Genomic DNA, 19,089 nt, shown 5'->3' with positions numbered 1-19,089 from the left:
ACCTGACTTGTTGCATTGGCTTAGTGCCCCGCATCGGACTCGATCGCGTTGATGATGGCGCGGGCCTCGGGTGTGGTCTGGGGCTTGATGGTGTGAAGCGAGCCGTTGATCTCCAGGGTCGCTGAGCGTAGTGGGGCGAGGGTATGGACGATCCGTTTGACCGACAGGCCGGTGACCTGTCGTAGGTAACGCGAGACTGCCAGGGCGGCGAATGCCGTGGTCAGGTGGGCCTCGATGGAGTCAGAGAGCCGGTGGAAGATGGGCCGGGCCCGCAGGTCGGACTTGGCCATGCGGAAGGAGTCCTCGACGTGCCAGAGGTCGTGGTAGGCCCCGATCACCTGGACCGGAGTCATCACCGATACTGGAATATTGGTCACGTATCCCTTCAACCCGACCAGTTGGCGGGCCCGGTCGATCGCCTTGTGATCCAAGGACAAGCCGTTCGCCGATGCGCTGACGAACCGTGGCTTGCGGGCCGGTCTGTCACCGTCGACCACGGCTTTGGCGCGGTTCTCCTGAGCCGTCAATGTGGCCGAGTCCCGCACGGCCCGTTTGCGGGAGTACTGCCAGACCGCCCGCCAGCTATCGGTGGACCCGGCTGGATCCCAGACCGGCTCGGCCCGTCTGCTGCGAGGGTGGCAGGTCTTCCTCCTCACTGTGCGGGGTGTGATCGTGTCGATGATCTGCCCGTCATCGAAGGCCGTGCCGTTCCAGTGGAAATGGCCGGCCAGGTCGCTGGGGGCCTTTACCGACCGGGATCCCACGATGAACCGCAGACCCGCACCGTCCAGGGCCTCCAGATTGGAGGCCGACAGCATGCCGGCGTCTGCGACCACCACCATGTCGGCGATCTCGTGGGCCGACCGGTAGGCCTCAACAATCGGGATCAGGGTCGTGGTCTCGGCCTTGTTGCCGGGAAAACAGCCAATCTGGAGGGGAAAGCCCCAGCGGTCCACGAGGAGCCCGACCACGATCTGGGGATCAACCCGGCGTTCCTTCGAATAGCCGACCTTGCGCAGACTGTCCTCGTTCTCAGCCTCGAAGTACAGGGTGGTCACGTCATAGAGCACCAGAGTCACCTCCCCGCCACCGGCCGAGTACCGGTGGCAGGCATCAGTGATCACGGCACGGTAGTCGCGGTCCTGGGCACGAGCCAGGTGCCGGTAGATCGTGGTGTGATGCGGCAGGTCCTGACCCAAACCGGTCAGGACCCGCCCGACAGCCAGTTTCGAGGTGGGTTCGACGATCCGGGCCACAACGACCTGCTCGAACACCTGATCGGCAACCGCGTCGAATCCCAGGCGGCGATAGGCCCTGTCCAGCACAGACCACAACAGGTCCGAGGCCGTCGAGACGACCTGCGCAGGCCTGGCAAGCGCTGAACTCTCATGGCGTCCAGAGTCCTCACCGGTCAACCTGTCCTGGACCACGGGCTCGGTGAACGACTCCTCGACCGCAACCGGGATCTCCACGCCCAGGTCCAAGGGCTCCTGGCCGCTCAACTGCTCGATCCTGGCCCAGGCAGTGGTCTTGAGTACCGCCAGTTCCTCGTCACTGTGAGCCGAGCCCACATACTCCACGATGATGCGCCTGCCCCGTCGCTTCTCAGCGATCTGGACCGCCACCGCACCCGAACCCGTGCGGACCGTCCGGACATAGGTCATGACCCCCACAATACGGGCCCCCAGGACCGTCTTAGTGCCCCAAAACAGCCACGATCGAACACGAAACCCCTAGCCAGACCAACACACCCGACCGAACCCCGAAAAACTGCATCAAGTCAGGAGGGCCCAAGGTGCGCGACGATTGATCCTGGCGACGGTATCGACGATGGGATCTGGAGTGGACGAGCTCGACGAAAATGGCGTCCGCCGACTGCTGGCTTACGTTGCCGCAGCCGGTATCGCCGGTGGTCAGTCGGTGCACGAGGTGGAGGCCGACACCCGCAGCGTCGGTCGATACCTGGGATGCCCCGACGTCCAGGTACAGGGTTGGCCCACCGGAGTCGTGGTGAGCCTGGGAGGTGGCACCCCCGCAACCTTCGAATCGGTGGAAGGAACCATCCGTTTGGACCAGAGCGCCACCACAGCTCGTATCCGTCAGCAGCTCCTCGACGGCACCATCGGCCCGGTCGAGGCCCTCGAGCAACTGCGGGACTTGCGTTCCATCCCGCCACGTTACCCGCGCCTGGGTCTGCATGGTGGCATGGTGTGCGTCGCCTCGGGCATCGCCCTGGTACTGCAGCCGTTGTGGCCCAGCGTGCTGTTCTCCGTGCTGGCCGGTCAGGTCACCGCCGGATTCATATGGTTGTCCGGCAAGAGGAAGGCCCTGGCCGTCCTTACCCCGTTCCTGGCCGCGTTTGTCGTCGCACTGTGTGCCTTCTGGGCCGCGCGACTCGGACTCATCGAGGGGCCGCTGCGAAGCCTGCTGCCGCCCATCGCGGTGCTGCTTCCCGGTGCCCTCATCGTTACCGGGGTGGCTGAACTGGCGGCAGGAGCGATGATGGCGGGCGCGTCGCGTCTGGGGTTCGGGACCGCCCAGTTGGCCATGTTCACAGCGGGTGTTCTCGGTGCGGCGTGCTGACAAAGGTCCCCGTCGACCAGCTCAACAACCAGATCATTCCCTGGCGAGGGTTGTGGGTGCCATTCCTCGGCGTCCTGCTCCTGACCGCCGGGATGAGTCTCATGGAGTCGATACCCAGATACCTCGTCCCGTGGGTGGCTCTCATGTTGGCCACCACCCTGACCTTCCAGATCATCGGCCAGACGGTTGCCGGGGCCACCTGGGGCGGCGGCCTGCTGGGAGCAACCGTGGCGAGTTTCGGATCATCGGTGATCGAGATGCATCGCCCGCGACTACCGCGTCTGGTGCTCTTCCTGCCGAGCTTCTGGTTGTTGGTGCCGGGATCCCTGGGCCTGGTGTCCCTGACCCAGCTGGGCGCGGGCACCCCGGTGGCTGGCGCGACGGTGTTGGAGTCCACGGGAATCATTGGCTCGATCGCGCTGGGTCTGCTCATCGGCACGACGGCTGCGCGGGCTGTCGGGCTGCTTCGTCGCAGCCGCACACGTCGGCCCGGGGCACGTCGTCGGCAAACCTTCTGACGCGTCCCGGACCGAACACAGATCCTGGCCTCAGCCGCGCGGGCGGCGGGTCGGGAACTGCTTGCGGGCGTAACGAGCGACGCTCCAGGTGGTGAACCCGTCGGTGGTGGCTCCGACTCCACCACCTAACACGGGCACGCGCTTGGAGACGAAGACCGGCAGTTTCTTGCCCGCAACTTGGCCCATGAGGACGTTGACGAGGTTACGGGCGACGACCTTCTCCAGATCGGCGTCCCCCACCGGGGCGGTGGCGATGCCCATCGGGGTCGTCGGAAGCTTCTCCTCGTGAATGAGGCTGTCGACCTCACGCTGACCCATGAGGGTGGCGAGGATGGCGGTCCGGACGCGCTGGTCGTCAAGGTCGTAGCCGCGTAGGTGGGCGATGGCAGCCACCATGCGGGCCTGGACGATCGCGACGCCCGAGATGTTGGCGGGGATGGTCACGGCCAAGGTGACGACGCCACCGAGGTTGGAGACGAATCCCTGTGCACCGGCCATGGCGATGTGCTGGTTGACGAGGGAGTTGATGGCCTGTTCGACGTCACCGTCGTGCTTGGTGAGGGTCTTGCCAGCGGCCTGACGCGCTCCTGGCAGGCCCGAGACGCCGTCGATGGCAAATCCGAGGATGCTGCGTAATAGGGAGACGGCTGCCCCGGGCGCCATGTCAGGGGCTTGGGACAGCAGTGCTTTGCCGATGTTGCTTCCGATGCCCACGAGGGTCTCCTCTCGATCAATTCACCTCAAGGGTAGCCGTGGGGCCGGACGAGTCCTCTGGTGTTCGCGTCGAGGTGGTGCCGGGCAATGCCCGTGGTGATCGCGGCTGCGCGACGCCGCGATGCTCCGAACGTGGCATGCCCACCGGTGTCAGCAGTAGGACCACTTGTCTGACCCGTGAGCGTCTCTCCTGGTCAGGGCATGGACGCCCCTATTTGTTAACGAGGATAACTAATGAGTTAGGGTTGCCTTATGAATTGTGACGAGGTGGCCTTGACCCCACCAGGTGACATCCATGCGCGCCCGGGGGCCGGTGTCATGGCCGGAAGTGCGCTGACCCCCACCCCTTGGCCCCGCGCTCGCGGCTTCCACGACGCTGTGGACCCACGCACCCTGTTCCTCTACGTCACCGTCCTCAACGTCCTTCTCATGGGAGCGGGGTCGACGCCTCTGGTGCTGGCTTGCCTCGGCGTCGTCGCGGTGTCACTCGTGCTCACGACCCGCTCCAAGACGTGGATCGGGTGGGTGGGCTTCGTCTTGGTGTGGGTCTTCTGCTGTTTCGCCCTTCCAGCCCTATGGCACTCGGCTGTTTCCGCATTTCTGGTCTTCATCGCCTTCTGGATGTTCCGCTTCGCAGGAGTCTTCGGCTCGGCAGTGGCTGCGATCAAGGTTCTCGACGTCACCCGGGTTGGTTCAGTCCTCACCCAGATGCGTGCGCCGCGGGTCGTGCAGGTCCCGGTGATGGTCGTGGTGAGGTTCTTCCCGATGGCAGTGCGCGAGCTGCGGGCGATCGTCCAGGCCATGACCCTGCGAGGCCTGAGACCCGGCGCCCGCTCAACCATGCGCCACCCGCTGCGTACGGGGGAATACGTCGTCATCCCCTTTCTCGCCTCGGCTGCCCGGATCGCCGACGAGCTCTCCGCCGCAGCCATCATCAAGGGGCTGGGTGCACAAAAATCCCGGTCCACCTTGGACCCGAGTCGTTTCCGTCTCGGTGACGTCGTCGTGCTGACGGTTTTGGTCGCGTTGATTGCCTGGCGCGTGACCGAGGTGATCGCATGAGCGTCAGCCTGACCGACGTCTCCTACGCCTACCCGGTCCCTGACCTCGACGGGTCCCCGTTCGATGACGGCCCCACGCCCGACCGAGAGGCCGTGGACCAGCTCCGGGACATCACCATGACGATCCGGCCCGGGACCCTGACCCTGCTCATTGGGGGATCAGGATCGGGGAAGTCCACCCTGCTGCGGACGATGAATGGCCTTGTCCCGAAGTTTTTCGAGGGCACCATGCGTGGCAAGGCGGAGGTGGACGGCACTGATCTGGCCGGGGTCGAACTCCACGACGTCGGGCGCACCTCGGCGATGATCTTCCAGAATCCTCGCACCCAGTTCTTCACCTCCAGCGTGCGAACCGAGCTGGCTTTCGGGCTGGAGAATTACGGGGTCGACCCGTCTGAGATCCGCGACGCTATGACTCGGGCAGTCGGCCAGACCGGCATCGCACACCTGCTCGACAGGCGGCTCGACACCCTCTCGGGAGGGGAGTTGCAGCGCGTCGCGTGTGCCTGTGCCCTGGTCACTGACGTCGATCTGCTCCTCTTCGACGAGCCGACCTCGAATCTCTCTGCCGAGGGGATCGACGATTTTCGCCACCTCGTCGCCCAGCTGAAGGCCTCCGGAAAGACACTGGTCATCGCCGAGCATCGACTGCACCTCTTCCGCGGGGCGGTCGACGTCGTCCATCGCCTTTCTGACGGCAGGGTCGTCGAAACCATGACCGGCGATGATCTTTTCAGCCTGACGGACATGGAACGGACCGAACGTGGCCTCCGCGCCGTCGATGTCGTCCCGGTGGACATACCCGAGCCGCCGACCGCCGCAGCCTCCTCCAACACCGATGGCCCAAAACTCCCGACTGGGCTGATGGTCGAGCACCTGTCCTTCTCCTACGGGCATGGCCCGACGATTCTCGACGTCGACTCCCTCTTCCTGCCGGCCGGAGCGGTGACGATCCTCACCGGCCCCAATGGCGCGGGCAAATCGACCTTGGCCCGACTGATCTGCGGGCTCGAAAAGTCCCCGCCCAGCGCCCGTATCGGCATGGGAGAGCCGTGGAGCACCGGCACGCGGCAGAAATTGTGCGGGATGGTCATGCAGGACGTCCGCCGCCAGCTGTTCAGTGAGTCGGTGGAGCGGGAAGTCACCCTCGGTCTGGACCCGCGCCAACGCGATGCCGCCAACGTCCCGGCGCTCCTGGAACGTCTCGACCTGGTCGGTCAACGTGACCGTCACCCCTTGTCACTGTCCGGTGGGCAGGCCCAGCGCCTCGTCGTGGCGGCCACCATCGCTCAGGACAAGGAGGTCGTCATCTTCGACGAGCCCACATCGGGTGTCGATTTTCGTCACCTCACCTCGATCGCTGACCTCGTCGGTGATCTCGCGACCGCTGGGAAGGTCGTTATCGTCATCACCCACGACCCGGAGCTCATGGCCCGATGTGGGGATTACCTCATCAACATCACCACTCTGAAAGGACAATCATGAAACCCCGTCTGACAACGCGTGACCTGGTGAGTATCGCCATCTTCGCGGTGATCTTCTTCGTCGTCTTCTACGCCTGCGGCATGATCGGTCTCGCCGGTCCGGCCTTCATGTTCGTCGGTTGGATCCTGGGCATCCTGCTGGGCGGCATCGTCCTCATGTTGTCAGTTGCACGGGTGCCGAAAATTGGCACCATGACGATCACTGGTCTGCTCGTCGGGCTCGGTATGAGCCCGGGGCACACCATCTGGGTGATCCCGGCTGGAATAGTGCTCGGATTCCTCTCCGACATCATCATCACCAATGCCGGCCGCAGCACCCGTCTCACGACGAGCCGCGCGATGCTCGGGTATGCCGTGTTCGTGCTGTGGATGATCGTCCCGCTCATCCCGATGCTCGTGAATGCCGACGAGTACTACGCCATGATCACCGAGCAGATGGGTGCCGACTACTCCAACGCGATGCGGGAACTGTTCACACCTGGCCTGGTGGCGGGATGGGCCGTCATCGTCTTCCTGCTGGGGCTGGCCGGTGGCTGGTTGGGCATCAAGGTGGGTCGCAAGCACTTCCAGCGGGCAGGACTGACGAAGTGACCGAGATCTCCACGTCCCCGCAGGTGTGCCCCGACGCTGTCGCGCCGGGAGGAACTCAGGACTATCAGGCCAAGCACCGTGCCGGCGGCAAGGCCCTGTCGATGATCATGAGGCCCATTCGTGGGTACGTCATCGTTGCGCGGATCCTTGTCGTGGTGTCATGCATCGTCGCACTGGCCCCGTATGTGGCCCTGACGAGACTCGGCGCGATCCTGCTGGGTGATCACGTCGACCGTGAGGCGCTCACCCATACCGCCAATGTGCTGTGGATGGCTTTCTGTATCCAGGCCATGCTCTACGTGGTGGCCCTCCTCATCACTCACATCGCCGACATCAAGGTGCGCAACATCTTGCAGGATCGCATCATCGACCACATCTCGAAGGCGCCGCTGGCCTGGTTCAGCTCGTCGTCAACCGGTCGAGTGCGCAAGGCCATCCAGGACGACACCGTCCAGATCCACATGCTCGTCGCCCATGCGCCGGTCGAGCAGACCGCAGCCGTGGGAGTTCCGCTCGTCCTGCTCGTCTACGCCTTCGTGGTGGACTGGCGGCTGGGGCTCCTCTCCATCGCCACCTTCCCGATCTACGCGCTGTTGCAGTGGGTGACGATGCGGGACATGGCGACCAAGACCGCCGAGATGGACGACAAACTGGCCGACATCTCATCCTCGGCGATCGAGCTGACGGAGGGTATCCATGTCGTCAAGAACTTCGGACAGACCGGTAAGGCCCATCGTCGCTTCACCCGTGCGTGCGAGGAGTTCGCCCAGTTCTACTGGAACTGGTGTGGCCCGCTCATCAAGGCGTCGGCGCTGTCGCTGTCGGTGATCTCGGTGGCCGCCCTCATGGCGATCAACCTGGGATTCGGCCTGCTCATGGCCAAGGCCGGCTGGGTGGGCGTCACCGACGTCCTCACCTGCTCACTCATCGCCCTGGTCCTGCCGCGCACCATCGAGGTGCTGGGCACCATGGCATGGGGTTACCAACAGGCCGGCAATGCGGCTCTGCGACTGCAGGACGTGCTGTCCATCGAGCAGATCAGTCATCCTGACGCGAGCGCGCGGATTCCTGACGACATGACGGTCACCTTTGACGACGTCAGCGCCTCCTACCTCACCCCTGACGGCGTCATCCCGGCGCTCAGCCACGTCAACCTGACGCTGCGTCCGGGGACGGTGACGGCTCTCGTCGGGCCGTCTGGGTCGGGCAAGTCGACCCTGGCGACGATGCTCGCCCGCTTCCGCGACCCTGATTCCGGGGTGGTACGCATTGGTGGGGTCGACCTCAAGGACCTCGCCCAGGACGACCTCTACCGGTTGGTGTCCTTCGTCCTCCAGGATCCGTACATGCAGCGTCGGTCCATCCGTGACGTCATCACCCTGGCCCGTCCCGACGCCACCGACGACCAGGTGTGCGAGGCTGCTCGTGCCGCCCACATTCTTGACGACATCGACGCACTGCCGAAGGGTTTCGACACCGTCCTGGGTGAGGACACCGATTTCTCGGGTGGTCAGAAGCAGCGGCTGTCGATCGCCCGCGCTGTGCTCGCCGACGCCCCGATCCTCGTGCTCGACGAGGCGACGGCCGCCACCGATCCCGACTGCGAGGCGGAGATCCAGCAGGCCCTGGCTGCACTGGCCCGGGGCCGAACTGTGCTCGCCATCGGTCACCACGCCGAGTCGGTGGCCGGAGCTGACGTCATCTGCGTCATGGAGGGCGGTTGCATCGTAGCTTGCGGTTCGTCCGAGGAATTGGCCGACCAGCCCTACTGGGCGCGTCTGTCGGCAGGGCGAGCGATGGAAGGAGTCACTCAATGACCACGACCATGAACTCCCGCCTTTCCTGGGCGGGCGACATCCTGCTCCTGAACACCTTCAGGCCCCTTCTCACCGAGGAAGGGGCTGCCAAGTTCCGTCGCTCCCTGTGGCTGGCAGGTGTCCAGGGAGTCCTCGAGGGAGTTGGCCTGTTCGCCATCATTCCGACGATCACGGCATTCGTCGAGGGTGGACCCTCGATGGGACTGACCTGGCAGGGCTGGGTGTGGGTGCTCGTCGCCCTGGCCGTTGCCGGGGCCGTCGTGACGTACTTCCAGTCGACGATCGGCTATCTCGCCGCGATGGATGTCATGGGAAAACTCAGCGTGCGCATCGGCGACCAGGTGGCGAGCCTGCCACTGGGATGGTTCCGCTCGAGTTTCCCCGGCCGCCTGTCCCGCCTTCTCACTCAGGGACTCATGCACCTGGGCGAGGGGTTGGCACATTTCACCGCCCCACTCGTGCGCGGTGCCGCGACCACCGTCGTCATGATGGTGCTCTCGTGGTTCTGGTCGTGGCAGTTGGGGTTGTCCCTGCTCATCTCGATGCCTGCGATGTGTCTGATCATGATCGCCTCGCGGGCCTTGTGGCTTCGCGGTGAGTCGGTGGTCCAGCCGACCGAGCAGGAACTGGCTGCCCGCATCGTCGAGTTCTGTGAGACCCAACCAGTGCTGAGGGCCGCCGGACGAGCCGAGGGCTACGAGCCGCTTCGGAATGCACGCCGGGCCAATGAACGCGCCGCTCGTAAGTGTCTGGGGCTGGGCGTGACGGCGAACTTCCTCTCGGGTCTGGGTGCCCAGGCGGTCGCGGTCGTCCTCATCGTGCTGGCCGCGCGCATGGGCAGCAACGGCACCCTCGCCCCGGTCGCGACGGTCGCTTTCGTCGGCGTCTCGCTGCGCTACGCCAAGGTGTTGGAGGACGTCGTCTCGGCTGCTCTGTCCGTCGAGACCGCGCGCAAGCCGGTCAGTGAGGTCGACGAGATCCTCTCGGCTGAGGTGCTTCCCGAGCCCGAGGCCCCGAGCGACATGACAGCTCCCGGTGAGGTGTCCTTCGAAGACGTCTCCTTCGGTTATGACAAGGAGCACCCGGTCGTCCATGACGTCACGTTCACTGCTCCAGCGGGGGGTTTGACGGCCATTGTCGGCCCCTCGGGGGCTGGCAAGACGACTCTGTTCCGGCTCATGGCGAGGTTCTGGGACGTCGACTCCGGGACGGTGCGTGTCGGCGGACTGGACGTGCGCGACCAAACCACCGAGCAGCTCATGAGTCAGCTCGCCATGGTTTTCCAGGACGTTTATCTCTACGACTCCACTTTGGCGGAGAACATCCGCATCGGTGACCCGGATGCCACTGACGAGCAGGTCCGGAAGGCGGGGTCCCTGGCCGGGGTCGATGAGATCGCAGCTCGTCTGCCCGGTGGATGGGACGCCAGCGTTGGTGAAGGTGGCCGTCGTCTCTCGGGTGGTGAACGGCAACGGGTGTCGGTGGCACGAGCCTTGCTGAAACGCGCCCCGATCCTGCTCTTCGACGAGGCCACCTCTGCTCTCGACCCGGAGAACGAGGCCCACATCGAGGCCGCCCTGGCCCAGCTGCGTGAGTTCTCGACGATCCTCGTCATCGCTCACAAGCTCGACACCATCCGTTCGGCGGATCGTATCGTCGTCGTCGACCACACCGGTAGAGTCTGCCAAGTGGGAACCCATGACGACCTTATTGCCAGCGGCGGTGCTTACGCCGATCTGTGGCATGCCCGGGAGCGGGCCGAGGGGTGGTCGCTCGTGGGCCGTGAATGATCAGCAAACGGCCAGGGCGCAAGCCTGCGTTCACGCGACGTCAGGCGATTGATGCAGTCCTGGCCGAGGGCATTGAGACCTTCACCCTGAGGGCGGTCGCTGATCGTCTCGGGGTGAAGGCCACCGCCTTGTACCGGGAGTTCAGTTCTCGTCAGGAACTGCAAGTGGCTGCAATCGCGGAGATCATGGTGGACATTGAACCCGATCCCAACGTCGCGAGTTGGCAGGACGCCCTTCGTCAGATTGTCGACCGTCAGTGGGCGTTGTGTGAGCGATATCCAGAGGCCCCGCTGGTGCTCATGACTCAGCCAGAGGCTTTTGGGGCAGTCATGCCTCGCTGCGCGGCGATTGCGCAGGGATTGGCAGAACTTGGTATTCCCGGAGGAGTCGAGGGGGCCGCTTTCGCCTTCGATTTCGTCGGGGACACCACCTTCGAGACCTTCATCTCGATGCAGCCCTATCTGGTGGCTGACGAGGACGGACGCACCGGCGTCGAGAGAATCGGGGTCATGACCGAGGGCCTTCCCGACATCTTCGGGATGCAGGATCTGGGGGAGCGCGGCAATCTTGATCTCAAGGTTGAATTCATCATCGCCGGCATGGAGCACGGGCTGTTCCCTGGCGCGGTCACGCGGAAATGATCGCATTCCCAGACGGGGAATCCTCCTGCTGTTCCCCCATCCCGCGTTGTGACTCATCACCGTCCATCGGGGTGCATGTCAAACAGTGGGGTCTCCAGCTCACTGATGGCCCTGGCCAGGAGGCGACATCTTCAAGCAACTCCACACTTTGCTGCTGGCGGGGGTACAGCGCGTCGCATCGGCCAGACCCTTGCCGAGCGCGCATGGTGCCATGCTTCTGGTGCAGTTGGCCACCCCTGGTTCTCGGGTGCGCGGTGCTGGCCCCCCGGTATCTGCGTCAAGATGGCCCCGAACGTCCTGCCCGTCCTTGGCGAGGGCGGTTCTGGTGCTCTCCTCGTCCTCCTGGGAAAGCTCGTCGGAGTGGGAGCTGAGCAGGTTTGTTCGGAGTTCTCACCTGACTGAGGGCTGAGCCTGGGCCGCGCGATCTGACTGGTCTGCCTCGGCAGGCTTGGCCAGCCACGCTGCCTTTTCGCTGTGCCCGGAGCGGATGAGATAGCTCAGTGCGATGACGGCGAGCACGGCAACCAGACCCCAGGACAGGGCGTAAGGCCAGCGTGGTGGGGTGATCGGCGTTGAGGTACCGTGTTGGGGAAAGGCCACCGCGACCAGAGACGTGAGTAGCGGGACGAACATGGCGCTGGCAAGATTCTCGACGATGACGGATGATCCCGCGATGGTCTCGATGGGGATGCCGTCGGGGACGATGGGGTCCTCGAAGAGGGTGCTGAGGACGTCGAGGTAGACGACCCCCATGCCGATCCCGGCGCTGATCCACAGCACCATCATGGCCTGGAAGGGTGGCAGACCGGCCATCCGGGTGGCCAGAGCGATGGTGATGAGGGTCGACGCGGTGATGATGAGCCCGACGCCCACCCCGATCCGGATGAGGTAATGACGTGGATTCTTGGCGGGTTTGAGGCCGGCGAGTACGCCGGTGATGGCCCATCCGAGTCCGCCGCCGAGAATGATGTAGCCGAGGTCCTTGGCGTCACCGCCGAAGAGGTCGTGGTAGCTCAGCGTGACCAGCTCGTTGGCGGAGTAGTAGGCGCCGGTGAGGAAGAACAGACCTGCCAGGGCGTGCAGGCGGATGCCACCCGTGGTGAAAGTGTGCGGCGGCATGGAGATGATGGCCACCCAGCCCAGGATGAGGAATCCTGCGATCATGAGGACGTATTTCCACGGTGAGGGCACCGGGACGATCATGAGGGTGATGCCGATGGCGATGAGCCCGGTGGCCTTGAGGGGCATGGGGGAGTCGTCGCTGTGCTGGTCGGCGTCGAGGTTCTCGGCGATGACGATCCGCGCCGCGAGCAGGAAGGGCAGGTAACACAGCATCGCCCAGCGCCAGGAGAGCAGGTGGGTGACCCATGCGGCGTAGCTCGGGCCGACAATGGATGCGATGATCCAGCTGGCCGAGTTGAAAGCCAGGGTGAGTTGACGAGCTCGCCCGGTCAGTCCGACGGCGACGGCACCGATGGACGTCATGGCCAGGCAGGCCCCAGCGAATCCGCGGATCGCGCGGCCGATGAGAAAGACCCAAATGGTGGGGGCGGTGGCACTGATGATGGCCCCGACGATGAGGGCCGCTGTGGCCGTCAGGAGGATTCTCGGAAGCCGGCAGCGTCTGAGAAAGGCGGCACCGATGGGCAGGCCGACCATGGTGGAGAGGGATCCGACCCCGGTGATGACGCCGTACATGTCCTGGGCGTCGAGGTCGGCCGCCATGATCGGCAGGATGAGCTGGGTGAGGTAGGTCTGCATCCCGCCGATGAGTTCCAGGATGATGACGCAGATCGCCAGGACGAGGGAGTTCTTCTTCGTCTTCGTCATGGGCGGGCTTCGGGTGTCATCGGCGGTCTCCGGGCGTGTGGCGAGGCCGTGGGGGTGTCGTCGCCCTGGCGCCGTTGTCGTTGATCCTCATCGTCAACGCCTCCTTTCCCGGGGAGAGTTCGTGCCTCGGTGTGGGTCGGTGGCCGATTGCGTCGATGGGATTGGTACCTGCAAGACGGTCAGTTCCCCATGATCTCGATGAGCCCATCCTTCGGGAACAGCGAATTCGAAAACGGGAATCACGGATGCCGCGGAGCTCAAATGTGACAGAGCGCGTGACTGTGATTCCTCAGCAGGATTCCACCAGCGAAAAACCCATCCAAGGTTTTGCTACCGATATGACAGGTCATGGGTGTGATGACGTCGAAGACCCTTTCATCTCTGATAGTTCTTCCGGTGAGGGCATACTACGCGCGGGCCAATCGAGTCGCCGAGAGCGGGGACCTGGTACCCGCCCTGGACCTTGTCCTTCTTGACGAGATTCATGATGGACTGGGCCGTGGGACAGGCGAGGAGGCGTTCGCGTTCACTGCCCCCTCAGATGTCCAGAACCTGGTAGGGCACGACTCGCATTGCTGACTCCACCCGATCAGCAAGGTCGGTATCGGTGGTGCGCAGCTCGTCCAAGTCTGCGAAGACGGCGAGGGTGCGGTCCCCAACCATCCAGAAGTCCCTGTCCCACGTCTCTGGATGAGACCAGAGATTCTCTTTCCCTTCGGCCCAACCAGGCAGGGAACGCTGAACCTTGGACGCAACGGCGATCTGGCTCTTGGCCGTCACGTACACGGTGTCGACACGGTGGCCCTGTTCGTGGTCCCGTTGCACACGCACCAGTCGTCTACCCATGAAAGAGACACGGTGATCAACACCCTCACTGCGCAGGTCCACCTCGATCTGTTCGAGCCCCGCCGCCACTAGCCGGCGGCGTTGGACGTACTCATGCAAGGCCTCACTGACCGCCGGCGACAACCCTCCCGCCATCTCGGCCGCTTCGCGGAACAAGGCTTGGTCGTCGGCAGACACGTACACGTTTCGAGTAGGCATGAACATAACTATGCACATATCATTCTGGACTGGTCAAGACCCCTGGGTACGGAGCCGGTTCCCTGTCAGGGTTCGCAGCATCCCGGCGCTGAGAGCGTCGGATTCCGCGCCAACCAGTTCCGATGCGACAACACCCAAGCCGCAGGCTTGGCTGACTGCGCTTCGGATCTCCTCCTAGGCTTCCGCATCGGACGCGGCGGCATGGAGTTCATGTCGGTTGGTGGCTACTTCCCCGATCCGATGATCGTGACCTACGGTCAGCTGGATCACGAACGGTGCGCCGCGGATCCCGCTGAGATACCGACATCAAGGCGGATGCAAACACTTCTCGATTAAGTCATTTCCCAGCGTCGGAGCGGTCCCAGCCACATCGGTGAGTCACTCGACCTCAGGGACGTCGTCGCAATCCTTCGAGGAGCGGCCGGGGTGACTGGCCACATGGATGTTCTCCGCTCTGATGGGAGACCGAGCGTTACAACCTGCGGGCGATGTCCTCTGGCGGCGGCCGTCCGATCGGTGACCACTCCGTGCAGCTCATCTCGAACAATCTCGCAATGATACGCGCCAAGCGCACCCTCGGCACGCACCCGCCGCGTGCGCGTTGTGGTGAGGTAACACGCTGACGCGGCCCAAGGGCTAGCTGTCTGTCTAAAGAATCGTCTATTACATATGGGACAAAATTGACACAGGCCTCCCCGTCTTCCGGATCACCCTCCTGTGGCCCCAGCGCCACCAGAATCGAGGCCGGCGCAGCCGTCCTCCACCATGTTCGGGAACCACACCCGGGCCGTCGCCCCCGAGACTTCGTCGATGATGGCGTCGACCTCATGTCGTCACCCCGACGCCAATCCGAATCAGTGTCTCCACTGTGGAACTCCGCCGCCACGCTCATCGACGATCCGGGAGCGCAGGTGCGCCGTCAGTCAACGGATCTGATGGTTTGACCAGTCCAAGGTCTGTCATCATGATTCCTCCTTTCATGTATGCGTGTGCTCACCACTGCGGTTCAACAAGCGCCATTATGAAGGGTTGATGGTCCATGTGGAGGTTTGACACGGTGTCGATGTATTTGGCGGTGATGCGTGTGAGGGCGGCGTCTTCGTGTGGAGGCGGGTGATGGCGACCACATCGGTTAGCTCGGGCAGGGTGATGTCCTCGGCCATCTGGTCTAGCCCGTTCCACGGATTGACGTTTTCCAGGGGGCCTGGGCCCACAGCCAGAAGGCCACCGGGGACGAATCCCCGCACCGCAATCATGGCCAGGGTCAGGACTTCTTCTTTCGGGTGTCCCGGATCCCCTGGATGAGGATCGCGAGGATTCCGATGACCATGACCCACGCCATGTCACCGACGGCGCCGTACCACGGCTGAATGAGAGCGGTGAGGGCGAGGACGATGACTGCCCACGCGGCGAGGATGAGCGTCAGTACGAGCAAACGCCCAGCTCGCGTCTGACCCGGCTTGCCCCTGCCGCGTGGGAGCATCCGGTCCTCGCCCACCAGCTCCAGCAGGATCTCGCCGGGGATTCCGATGAGCAGGACCCCGACGAACCCCCTCAGTGACCACCGCCAGCCGATGAAGATCGCCACGATCGTGAACATCACAGCCATGCAGATCGTGAACGCGACACTCCCCGCAAAGATCCTCTCGGCGCGGGACGGTTCCTTCTCCTCGACGGTCATGACTCCCCCCGGCTCGTTCGTCATCGTCCTCTTGCGTGACTGATGACCTGTTCTGACAAGGCCCAGTGTCCTCCCGGAAAGCTGCTCAATGCCACATCGGGGACGTCCAGCTGGGGTAGGGACGATACAGGGCATGTCGGCATGGAGGTCAGCCATGCCGAATCCATCGGGTTCCGTCCTGACCGGGACCGCAACCTCGTCCTGCCCATCGACATCACCCTGCTCCACACGGGTGCAGCGGCGTCGCTCATACAGGGACGACTGGGTTCTGGCTGGACGATCGACGTCGGCGCTGATGAGACCATGCCACAGACCAGGGTGCCTGGCGAGCTTCTGGTCAGGATGAGCTGGAAGGGCTGGTCGGGAGACGCACTCCCGGAGGCCATCGACATGTTCGCTGAGACTGCTGGAGGTGTTCGCCCACATGGGATCTAGTACGAAGTCGATGCCGCACCGGCGCGCATGTTTCGCGGCGGGGACGAAATCACTGTCTCCAGAGATCATGATGATCTGGTTGACGGCACCCCGCTCCGCCAGTGCTGCGATGTCGAGCCCGATCCTCATGTCAACGCCCTTTTGCGTGATGTCGAGGAAGAAGTCGTGCTCGGTGAGGTCTTTCACCGTGATCGTGCCAGCACAGAGTTTCTTCAACGTTTCGGGCTTGAGCATGTGTCCGCCCTGGGTTTCCAACTCTTCCCCGCGACGCAGCGCAACCTTACGTTTCCTTGTCAGCTGCTTCATGAACTCGGTGTTCCACTCGTACTGCTTGCTCTTGCGCAGATTGACCTGCTTGCGTGTCAACGGGTGATAGAACACTCGTTCCGACGGTGGGCAGTCGTAGTAGTAGATCCGGTAGAGCGACGCTTTGGACTCCCGGATGTGACGGTGACAGTATCTGATCAACTCGTCTGCTCGATCTGCGGGGGACTTGTTTCCGAAGAGGGACCGTGCGCGCTTCTTGTAGAACCCGCCGTCGACAATGATGGAGGCCACTATTTGGCGCCGATGGATGATGTTCCCTGATGCCCAGGGGCCCTCAGCTCGCGCTCAGCGCCTCGGTGATCGTCCACCTCACCCTGAGAACCGCTGGGGTGCGAATGATCTCGGCCAGCACGTTCTCGATGAGGTGGTTCTCGTGCACCTGGCTGAGCACGTCTGCGGTCGTGACGACGATGCCGTCGGGCATGTCGGTGGTGTCGGCAGAGGCTCTATTCTGACGCCATGTCCATACGCTCCATGCCGGTTCTGCTCGACTGTGACCCCGGGATTGACGATGCTTTCGCGCTGGCCTACCTGGCCTGCCACGACGACGTCGAGACCGTCGGTGTGGTGACGACGGCCGGCAATGTCGGTCAGGACGACGTGCTGCGCAATGCCCTGGGTCTGACCGAGCTGCTCGGAATGGACGTCCCGGTGGCGCGAGGGGCGGACGAGCCGCTGGTCGAGCCGATGATGACCGCCGAGGAAACCCACGGACCCCACGGTCTGGGGCATGCCCGGTTGGGGGAGTGCGGGCGTCAGCGGGATGGTCGCACCGGAACGCAATTGTGGGTGGACATGGCTCGGAAGTATCCCGGGGAGTTGGTCGGCATCGTCACCGGCCCGCTGACGAACCTTGCCCTGGCGCTGCGCGAGGAACCGGAGCTGCCGAGGTTGCTCAAGCGGTTGCACGTCATGGGCGGGGCGATCAATCACCGCGGCAACACTGGCCCGACGAGCGAGTGGAACATCGCGGTGGACCCTGAGGCTGGCCACGAGGTGTTCGAGGCGTGGGGCAAGGCGTCCGAGCGGATCGTGCTCGGAGCTCTGCAGGCCACCGAGGCCATCAGGCTTGACGAGGAGCATCGTCAGGCCGTGGTGGAGCTGGGCGACCACCCTGTTGTCGGCGTGCTGTCCGAGGCGCTGCGGTTCTACTTCGAGTTCCACCAGGCCGACGGGCTGGGGTGGTGTGCCTACCTGCACGACCCGCTCGTCGTCACCAATGCGGTGACCAGGAGGTTCGCGACGACGCGGCCCCTGGCCGTCGACGTCGAGCTGACCGGGACCCTCACCCGTGGTCAGACTGTCGGCGACGAACTGGGACGGTGGGGCAAGGAGCCCAACGTCGATCTGCTGTGCGACGTCGACGCCGATGGGTTCATCGAGCACCTCATCTCGACCTTGCGGGAGGGGTTGAACTTTGAACTGATGGGTTACGAAGAAGGGCATCGGTGACCTAGGTGTAATCGCCGGACAGGTTAGGTACGCGGTCGGCGGGTGATTTGCCTTTGAGCGCGGTGTGTCCGCGGTGGTGATTGTAGTGGTGCAGCCAGCCGGGGAGTTCGGCCAGGCGGTCGGTCTCGCTGGCGTAGGGCCGTGCGTAGGCCCACTCGGCGACCAGGGTCCTGTTGAACCGCTCGACCTTGCCGTTGGTCTTGGGCGTGTAGGGCCGGGTGTACTTGTGCGTGATGTGGGTGTCTTTGAGTGCCTTGTTGAAGGCTTTGGACCGGTAGCAGGAGCCGTTGTCGGTCAGGACCCGCTTGACGGTGATGGCCTGGCTGGCGAACCAGGCCTGGGCCCTGGTCCACAACCCGGCGGCGGTGTCCTTGCGCTCATCGCTGAGGACCTCGACGTAGGCCAGGCGGGAGTGGTCGTCGACGGCGTTGTGGATGTAGTGATACCCACCCCCGCTGGCGGATCGGCCACGGTTGCGTACTCCTTGGGCGCGTCCGACCATGCGGTGGCCGCCGCCGTCGGGGATCCGGCCCAGCTTCTTGATGTCGAGGTGGACCAGTGAACCGGGGGTGTCGTGTTCGTAGCGGACGGGTGTGGGTTGGGCGCGTAGCCGGGCGCCGGTGGCCTTGTCGATCCAGGTCAGGGGTGGGCATCCGTAGCGTTGCAGGATCTTGCCGACGGTCGAGACGCTGAGGTGTTGGTGGCGTAGGTGGTAGGCGATGCGTGCTGGGCCCCACTGGTGGGTGATGCGCAATCCCACCACCCGTCGTTGCGTGCGACGGCAGACCCGTCGGGGCTGGTGGTGGGGTCGGCTGGAGTGATCACGCATTCCGGCCGGCCCGTGGGCGCGGTAGCGCTGTGCCCAGCGTTGGGCCGTGGTGACGCTGACGTTGAAGCGTTCGGCGGCCCGACGCAGGGGCCAGCCATCCTCGACGATGCAGCAGGCCAGGCGCAAACGTCCGGTTTCGGACAACGGGGCATTACGGTGGGTCATGAGGGCCTCTTGGGAGTCGTGCTTTGTGTGGTAGCAACACACTTCACCCAGAGGCCCTCGCCCGTGTCCAGCCAGAGCTGTCTCTGACCAGCCCGATGTACCTAACCTGTGTGGTGGTTACACCTAG

General features: G+C 64.1%; 15 protein-coding genes and 2 pseudogenes. 9 read left to right on the top strand and 8 right to left on the bottom strand.

Annotated elements, in window-relative coordinates; genetic code table 11:
- Positions 1-20: 20 nt before the first annotated feature.
- Positions 21-1,664 (bottom strand): IS1634 family transposase, encoded by a 1,644-nt coding sequence (locus tag ACSJJT_RS12040; protein ID WP_435917672.1) that lies wholly within the window; start codon positions 1,662-1,664, stop codon positions 21-23.
- Between the two features lie 166 nt (positions 1,665-1,830).
- On the opposite strand from ACSJJT_RS12040, the pseudogene ACSJJT_RS12035 reads away from it, so the two are divergent.
- Positions 1,831-3,101 (top strand): annotated as a pseudogene (locus tag ACSJJT_RS12035) (threonine/serine exporter family protein).
- Positions 3,102-3,131: 30 nt separating this feature from the next.
- On the opposite strand, the gene ACSJJT_RS12030 reads toward ACSJJT_RS12035, so the two are convergent.
- Complete coding sequence (locus tag ACSJJT_RS12030; protein ID WP_435918502.1) at positions 3,132-3,815, bottom strand: EcsC family protein; 684 nt, start codon at positions 3,813-3,815, stop codon at positions 3,132-3,134.
- A gap of 252 nt (positions 3,816-4,067) precedes the next feature.
- On the opposite strand from ACSJJT_RS12030, the gene ACSJJT_RS12025 reads away from it, so the two are divergent.
- The 7 genes from ACSJJT_RS12025 (at position 4,068) to ACSJJT_RS11995 (ending at position 11,601) form a co-directional block, all read left to right on the top strand.
- A complete protein-coding gene (locus tag ACSJJT_RS12025) occupies positions 4,068-4,877 on the top strand; it encodes an energy-coupling factor transporter transmembrane component T (RefSeq protein WP_435918501.1) in 810 nt (269 codons plus the stop codon).
- Entirely contained in the window at positions 4,874-6,361 is a 1,488-nt protein-coding gene (locus ACSJJT_RS12020; RefSeq protein WP_435918500.1) for an ABC transporter ATP-binding protein, read from the top strand. The genes ACSJJT_RS12025 and ACSJJT_RS12020 overlap by 4 nt, the downstream gene beginning before the upstream one ends.
- Entirely contained in the window at positions 6,313-6,951 is a 639-nt protein-coding gene (locus ACSJJT_RS12015; RefSeq protein WP_435918499.1) for an MptD family putative ECF transporter S component, read from the top strand. Before ACSJJT_RS12020 ends, ACSJJT_RS12015 begins: the two co-directional genes overlap by 49 nt.
- Positions 6,948-8,768, top strand: coding sequence for an ABC transporter ATP-binding protein (locus ACSJJT_RS12010; protein WP_435918498.1), 1,821 nt, complete (start codon positions 6,948-6,950; stop codon positions 8,766-8,768). The genes ACSJJT_RS12015 and ACSJJT_RS12010 overlap by 4 nt, the downstream gene beginning before the upstream one ends.
- A complete protein-coding gene (locus ACSJJT_RS12005) occupies positions 8,765-10,558 on the top strand; it encodes an ABC transporter ATP-binding protein (protein WP_435918497.1) in 1,794 nt (597 codons plus the stop codon). The genes ACSJJT_RS12010 and ACSJJT_RS12005 overlap by 4 nt, the downstream gene beginning before the upstream one ends.
- The gene (locus ACSJJT_RS12000) at positions 10,555-11,199 is read left to right on the top strand and encodes a TetR/AcrR family transcriptional regulator (protein WP_016666255.1); all 645 of its coding nucleotides are present in this window, start codon (positions 10,555-10,557) and stop codon (positions 11,197-11,199) included. The genes ACSJJT_RS12005 and ACSJJT_RS12000 overlap by 4 nt, the downstream gene beginning before the upstream one ends.
- Positions 11,200-11,274: 75 nt before the next feature.
- On the top strand, positions 11,275-11,601 hold the full coding sequence (locus tag ACSJJT_RS11995; protein WP_435918496.1) for a hypothetical protein: 327 nt from the start codon (positions 11,275-11,277) through the stop codon (positions 11,599-11,601).
- Here ACSJJT_RS11995 and ACSJJT_RS11990 read toward each other — a convergent pair.
- From ACSJJT_RS11990 to ACSJJT_RS11970, 5 genes and pseudogenes are all read right to left on the bottom strand, one after another.
- Complete coding sequence (locus ACSJJT_RS11990) at positions 11,590-13,029, bottom strand: MFS transporter (protein ID WP_435918495.1); 1,440 nt, start codon at positions 13,027-13,029, stop codon at positions 11,590-11,592. The two genes, ACSJJT_RS11995 and ACSJJT_RS11990, sit on opposite strands and share 12 nt — an antisense overlap.
- Before the next feature lie 537 nt (positions 13,030-13,566).
- Complete coding sequence (locus ACSJJT_RS11985; RefSeq protein ID WP_435918494.1) at positions 13,567-14,091, bottom strand: EXLDI protein; 525 nt, start codon at positions 14,089-14,091, stop codon at positions 13,567-13,569.
- A 1,246-nt stretch (positions 14,092-15,337) separates the two neighbouring features.
- Entirely contained in the window at positions 15,338-15,754 is a 417-nt protein-coding gene (locus ACSJJT_RS11980) for a hypothetical protein (protein ID WP_435918503.1), read from the bottom strand.
- Positions 15,755-16,153: 399 nt separating this feature from the next.
- A pseudogene (locus tag ACSJJT_RS11975) lies at positions 16,154-16,423 on the bottom strand (NYN domain-containing protein); the annotation flags it as partial.
- A 367-nt stretch (positions 16,424-16,790) separates the two neighbouring features.
- Positions 16,791-16,940 carry a hypothetical protein gene (locus ACSJJT_RS11970; RefSeq protein WP_435918493.1) on the bottom strand — a complete coding sequence of 50 codons (150 nt, stop codon included), beginning with the start codon at positions 16,938-16,940 and terminating at the stop codon, positions 16,791-16,793.
- A 35-nt stretch (positions 16,941-16,975) separates the two neighbouring features.
- Here ACSJJT_RS11970 and ACSJJT_RS11965 point away from each other — a divergent pair, with 35 nt between their 5' ends.
- Positions 16,976-17,968 carry a nucleoside hydrolase gene (locus tag ACSJJT_RS11965; protein ID WP_435918492.1) on the top strand — a complete coding sequence of 331 codons (993 nt, stop codon included), beginning with the start codon at positions 16,976-16,978 and terminating at the stop codon, positions 17,966-17,968.
- A 1-nt stretch (position 17,969) separates the two neighbouring features.
- Here ACSJJT_RS11965 and ACSJJT_RS11960 read toward each other — a convergent pair whose 3' ends face one another.
- Positions 17,970-18,962, bottom strand: a complete 993-nt coding sequence (locus tag ACSJJT_RS11960) for an IS481 family transposase (RefSeq protein WP_435916977.1) — start codon at positions 18,960-18,962, stop codon at positions 17,970-17,972.
- Positions 18,963-19,089: the final 127 nt, after the last annotated feature.

The organism is Cutibacterium nasicola, assembly GCF_051303185.1.
Classification (GTDB): Bacteria; Actinomycetota; Actinomycetes; order Propionibacteriales; family Propionibacteriaceae; genus Cutibacterium.
This window is presented reverse-complemented; position numbering and strand designations above follow the sequence as displayed.